Consider the following 5,203-nt stretch of genomic DNA (forward strand, 5'->3'; position numbering starts at 1 on the left):
CGGGGCGAGCGGCGATTTCGGCGAGGGCGTGGGGAGCGGCCTGGGCGAGGGCCTGGGCGAGGGCTTGGGCGACGTGGCCGGTGGGGCGCTGGAGGCCGCCAGCGGTGCGGACGAGGGCGCGGTGGTGATCGTGCCCGTGGTGGCCATCTTCCTCATCGGCGCGGCCATCGTGCTGGGTGCGGGGGCGCTCGCGCTGCTGTACTTCGGCTTCGATGTGCTGCTGGCCGTGGCGGTGGAACTGGCGTTCTCGTACGCCACCGCGCGCGCCGCGATGGGCGTGGAGCGGGCCGGCTGGCTCTCGGCCGCGGTGCGGCTGACCTGGAAGCCGCTGCTCGGCGCACTGCTGTGCGCGGTGGTGCTGGGCGCGGCCATCGACCGCTTCGTGCCGCAGGCCAACTCCCTGCCCGAAGCCGTGCGCCTGCTGCGCGCGCGCTGAAGCCCGCGGGGGCCGGGTTCTACTTCGGCGCGTGCAGCAGCCGCAGGAACGCCTGGGCCGGCGGGCTCAGCGGCCGGTCGGCCCGCACCAGGCTGCCGTAGGCCTCCAGCGTGTGCTGGAAGCGGTAGGGCAGCACGTGCAGCAGGCCGTGCTCTGCATCGCGCTGCGCCACGGCCTCCGGGATCACCCCGATCAGTTCGGAGCGCCGCACCAGGTTGATGGTGGTGAGGATGGAGCCGGTCTCGATCAGCCCCTGCGGCAGCGCCGCGCCGTGGTCCTTGAACTCCTGCGCGATCAGGTCGCGCATGGGGCTGCCGGCCGGCTGCAGCACCCACGGAAAATCGAGCAGCGCCGCGAAGCCCACGCGCGCCTTGCCCGCCAGGGGATGGCCGTTGCGCACCACCACCGCCAGGCCTTCGCCGTCGATGGGCTGGAAGGTGCAGTCCCGGCCCGAATCGCCGGAACGCCGGCCCACGACCACTTCGAGCACGCCCTCGCGCAGCTGCGCCAGCAGCCGGTCGCTCGTGTCCACGGCGATCTCCAGCGCCAGCAGCGGGAACACCGCCTTCAGCCCGAGCAGCGCGTCGGTCAGCCGACCCGGCGAGGCCGCCATGATGCTGCCGACCGACAGCTTGCCCGCGCTGCCCAGCCGCATCTCGCTGAGTTCGCGGTTCAGTGCTTCCATGCTGCCGCGGATGCTGCGAAAGTAGCCGGTCACCCGCTCGCCCGCGGCGTTCAGCCGCAGGCCGCGGCCCACCCGGTCGAACAGCGGCTGGCCGAGGGCGGCCTCCAGTTCGTGGAGCATCTTGGTCGCGGCCGGCTGGCTCAGGCCCAGCGCGCCCGCAGCCGCGCGCAGCGTGCGGTGCTCGGCGATGGCCAGCATCAGAGCGACCTGCCGCATGCGCAGCCGGTTGAGCAGCTGCGGGGTGCTTTCCTGCGGATCGATGGAGCCCATGGGGGATGGCCTGTGTGAGGGGTGGAAGGCAACGCGACGGGCCCCTGAATTTACCCGGCCGCGGGGCCTGCATAACGTTAGAACCACAAAGTCGTTCGCCACGCGGAGGGCCGCGGGCATAGTGGCCGCACTCTTCGTTGCTTCAGGGCCTTTGCACCATGCGTTTTTCGCTTTCCCTCGCGGCCACCCTGGCCGCTGCCGCCTTCACCGTGGCCACGCCGCTGGCCGCGCAGGCCGCCACCTTCCGCTTCGCCCGCTCGGCCGACGTGTCCTCCTGGGACATCCATGCGCAGAACGTGGGCGTGAACAACGCCCTGCATTCGGCCGTGTACGAAACGCTGGTCGAATACAACAGCAAGACCTTCAAGCCCGAGCCGCAGCTGGCCACCGCCTGGAAGCGGGTCAGCCCCACGCAGCTGCGCATCACGCTGCGCCAGGGCGTGAAGTTCAGCGACGGCTCCGCCCTCACGGCCGACGACGTGAAGTTCTCGCTGGAGCGCGCCAAGGCCAAGACCTCCAACTACGCGGTGTACACGCAGGGCATCGATCGGGTGGAGGTGGTGGACGCGAACACCGTGGACATCTTCTCCGAGGTGCCCAACCCGGTTCTGGTCAACCAGCTGACCGAGCTGCGCATCATGAGCAAGCCCTGGGCCGAGAAGAACAACGCCACGGCGCCGAAGGACATCAAGACCAGCGACGAGCCCTACACCCACCGCAACACGCTGGGCACGGGCCCGTTCGTGTTCAAGTCCTGGGCGCCCGACCAGCGCCTGGTGCTGGCGGCCAATCCCCACTGGTGGGGCAAGGGCCAATTCGGCGGCAACGTGACCGACGTGGTCTACACGCCCATCAAGTCCGATGCCACGCGCACGGCGGCGCTGCTGTCGGGCGAGGTGGACTTCGTGCTCGACCCCAGCCTGCAGGACGTGCCCCGCATCCGCCAGCAGCCGCAGCTGAAGGTGCTGGACGGCGCCGAGAACCGCACCATCTTCCTGGGCCTGGACCAGTTCCGCGACGAGCTGCAGAACTCCAGCGTGAAGGGCAAGAACCCGCTCAAGGACGTGCGCGTGCGCAAGGCGCTCTACCAGGCCATCGACATCAACGCCATCCAGCGCGTGGTGCTGCGCGGCCTGGCCCAGCCCACCGGCGCGATCATCGCGCGGCAGGTGAACGGCTGGACCCCGAAGGCCGACGTGCGCTGGCCCTACGACCCGGCCGCCGCGCAGAAGCTGCTGGCCGAGGCCGGCTACCCGCAGGGCTTCGACGTGGACTTCGCCTGCAGCGCGGGCCGCTACATCAACGACGAGCAGCTGTGCCAGGCCATCACCGCCCAGTGGGCCAAGGTGGGCGTGAAAGCCAGGCTGCGCTCGCTGCCGTTCGCCACGTACTTCCCGATGATCCAGCGCAACGAGGCCAGCATCTACCTGCTGGGCTGGGGCGTGCCGACGTTCGACGCGTTCTATTCGCTGCAGTCGCTGATCCGCTCGCCCGGTGCCGGCGGCGACGGCAACTTCAACCTGGGCCGCTTCAGCGACCCGCAGCAGGACGCGCTGATCGAGCGCATCAAGAAGGAAACCGACGCCGCCACGCGCAACAGCCTGATCGAGCAGGCGCTGGTGCAGGACCACCAGCTCATCTCGCACATCCCGCTGTACAACCAGGTGATCCCCTGGGCGGCCTCGCAGAAGGTGGAGATCATCCACCGCGCGGACAACCGCATCGACTGGCGCCTGCTGAAGGTCAACTGAGCCGCCAGGCCATATCGTTGCCGGTCATCGCGCCCGGCCTTCACGAACCGCCCCGCGGGCCGCCCGGCCCCGGGTCTTTTTCTCGAGGGGCGCCGCCTCGCGCGGCACCCGCCCCCCCCGCAGGACATCAATCCAACGACCGCTGCACCGCCGGCCGCGCCGCCACGCGCTGCGCGTGCGCATGCACCTTGGGGAACCGGGCGATGTCCACGCCATCGCTTTGCAGCCATCCACCGATGGTGAACAGGTAGCCGTCGCTCACCGAATAGGCGTCGCCCAGCACCCACGGCCCCTGCAGCTGCTGCTCGATCAGCGCGAAGCATTCGGTCATGTTGGCGCCGACCTTGCGCTGCATCGCGGCGATGGCCTCGGGCTCGTCGGCCCAGCGGTTGGCGCGGGGCCGGTGGGCATGGGCCACGTGCACGGTGGAGGCGAGGTAGCTGTTGAACTCCTGCATCCGCGCGAACCCGTGGGGATCGGTGGGCGCCAGCCGCGCGTCAGGGAACCGCTGGGCCACATAGGCCAGCAGCGCGGGCGTCTCGGTCAGCACGCCCTGCTCGGTGACCAGGGCCGGCACGCGGCCCTTGGGGTTGATGGCCAGGTACTCGGGCGTGCGCTGCTGCTGCGCCTTGAAGTCCATGCGCTCCAGCGCGTGATCGGCGCCGGCTTCGTTCAGCGCGATGCGAACGGCCTGCGCGCAGGTGCCGGGGGCGTAGTAGAGGGTCAGCGAGGCCATGGGGGCTCCAGTGGGTTGGCGATGGGAAAAGGAACGGCCGCCGCCTGCGGCCTCGTGGTTTCAAGTCAAAAACCACGGGAAGGCAATGGGTACTAGGGCGTCTTGCTATGGTTTTTGATGTGCTTGCCTTTGCACGTCAGTGCAGGCCACGCACCCGCGCCATCAGCCGCACCAGGCCCAGCAGGGCGTCGGTGTGCGGCGTGGGCACGGCGGTGAGGCGGCCCAGCTCGTGCACCGCGCCCACCAGGGCGTCGATCTCCAGCGGCTTGCCGGCCTCCACGTCCTGCAGCATCGAGGTCTTGAACGCCCCCAGCTTGCGGGTGACGGCGTGGCGGTCTTCGGGCTGCTGGTCGATCGGCAGGCCCAGCCGTTCGCCGATGGCCTTGGCCTCGCGCATCACGTCGGAGATGAAGGTGCGCACCAGGTCGTCGTCGAGGATGCGGTCGGTGGTGGCACCGGTGAGCGCGCTGATGGGGTTGACCGTCAGGTTGCCCCAGAGCTTGAACCACACGTCCTGCTGGATGCGGGAGGACACTTCGGCCTCGATGCCGCCGCGCCGCAGCGTGTCGGCCAGTGCCTGCAGCCGCGGCGTGGGCGCGCCGGCGGGCTCGCCCAGGATGAGCCGGTTGCCGAAGTGGTGGCGCACCACCCCGGGCGCATCGAGCGAGCAACTGGTGTGGACCACGCCGCCGATCACCTGGCCGGCCGGCACGGCACGCGCCATGGCGCCAGAAGGGTCTACGGACTGCAGCGCCTGGCCTTGTGCGGGGCCGCCGCAGCCGTCGAGGAACCACCACGGCACGCCGTTCATGGCCGTGAGCACCAGCGTGTGGGGGCCGATCAGCGGCGCGATGCGGGCGGACACGTCGGGCAGGGCGGGGGCCTTGACGGCCAGCACCACCAGGTCCTGCACGCCCAGGGCGGCCGGATCATCGTGCGCGCGCACCGGCGTGGCGTGCACGGAACCATCGGGTTGAACGAGGCGCAGGCCCTGCGCATCGAGGGCCTGCCGCGTGGCGCCGCGCGCCACCATGGATACATCGCCGCCTGCTCGCGCCAGCGCCACGGCGAGCCAGCCGCCGATGGCGCCCGCGCCATAGATACATGCCTTCATCGAAACATCCGCCTCTGCAGGGATCGGCCGAACGGCCGCGAAGCGGTGGATGTTAAGCGCTCCCCGCGGCGTGCGCCGGGGGAGGCGGCAGGAGGGGCGCGGTCAGCGCGCGATCACTTGGCGTCGCTGGCCGGCTCGGAGGCCGCGGTGGCCGGCGCCGGCGTGCTGCCGCCGAACACGGCGCCGCCGGCCGGGGGCGGAGGGAAAGACG

4 protein-coding genes and 1 pseudogene are annotated in these 5,203 nt (G+C 70.7%); 2 read left to right on the forward strand and 3 right to left on the reverse strand.

The features are described from left to right. A pseudogene (locus AC27IO_RS20105) lies at window positions 1-436 on the forward strand (hypothetical protein); the annotation flags it as partial. Window positions 437-455: 19 nt separating this feature from the next. Here the strand turns inward: AC27IO_RS20105 and AC27IO_RS20110 are convergent. Continuing rightward, window positions 456-1,391, reverse strand: coding sequence for a LysR family transcriptional regulator (locus AC27IO_RS20110; protein ID WP_284410533.1), 936 nt, complete (start codon window positions 1,389-1,391; stop codon window positions 456-458). A gap of 158 nt (window positions 1,392-1,549) precedes the next feature. Here AC27IO_RS20110 and AC27IO_RS20115 point away from each other — a divergent pair, with 158 nt between their 5' ends. Beyond that, window positions 1,550-3,142: an ABC transporter substrate-binding protein gene (locus AC27IO_RS20115; RefSeq protein WP_498740415.1), complete on the forward strand. Its 1,593-nt coding sequence runs from the start codon at window positions 1,550-1,552 to the stop codon at window positions 3,140-3,142. Window positions 3,143-3,269: 127 nt separating this feature from the next. Here the strand turns inward: AC27IO_RS20115 and AC27IO_RS20120 are convergent, their stop codons facing one another. Together AC27IO_RS20120 and AC27IO_RS20125 are read right to left on the reverse strand one after the other, a co-directional pair. Beyond that, window positions 3,270-3,878 (reverse strand): glutathione S-transferase family protein, encoded by a 609-nt coding sequence (locus AC27IO_RS20120; protein ID WP_498740417.1) that lies wholly within the window; start codon window positions 3,876-3,878, stop codon window positions 3,270-3,272. Between the two features lie 136 nt (window positions 3,879-4,014). Then, window positions 4,015-4,992: a 2-dehydropantoate 2-reductase gene (locus AC27IO_RS20125; protein ID WP_284410538.1), complete on the reverse strand. Its 978-nt coding sequence runs from the start codon at window positions 4,990-4,992 to the stop codon at window positions 4,015-4,017. Window positions 4,993-5,203: the final 211 nt, after the last annotated feature.

It is taken from the genome of Acidovorax sp. KNOB132 (assembly GCF_057541515.1).

What these genes read in the sequence shown, in the direction of transcription:
- AC27IO_RS20115 (WP_498740415.1), top strand. Translation starts at nt 1,550, where the DNA reads ATGCGTTTTTCGCTTTCCCTCGCGGCCACCCTGGCCGCTGCCGCCTTC.
- AC27IO_RS20120 (WP_498740417.1), bottom strand. Translation starts at nt 3,878, where the DNA reads ATGGCCTCGCTGACCCTCTACTACGCCCCCGGCACCTGCGCGCAGGCC.
- AC27IO_RS20125 (WP_284410538.1), bottom strand. Translation starts at nt 4,992, where the DNA reads ATGAAGGCATGTATCTATGGCGCGGGCGCCATCGGCGGCTGGCTCGCC.
- AC27IO_RS20110 (WP_284410533.1), bottom strand. Translation starts at nt 1,391, where the DNA reads ATGGGCTCCATCGATCCGCAGGAAAGCACCCCGCAGCTGCTCAACCGG.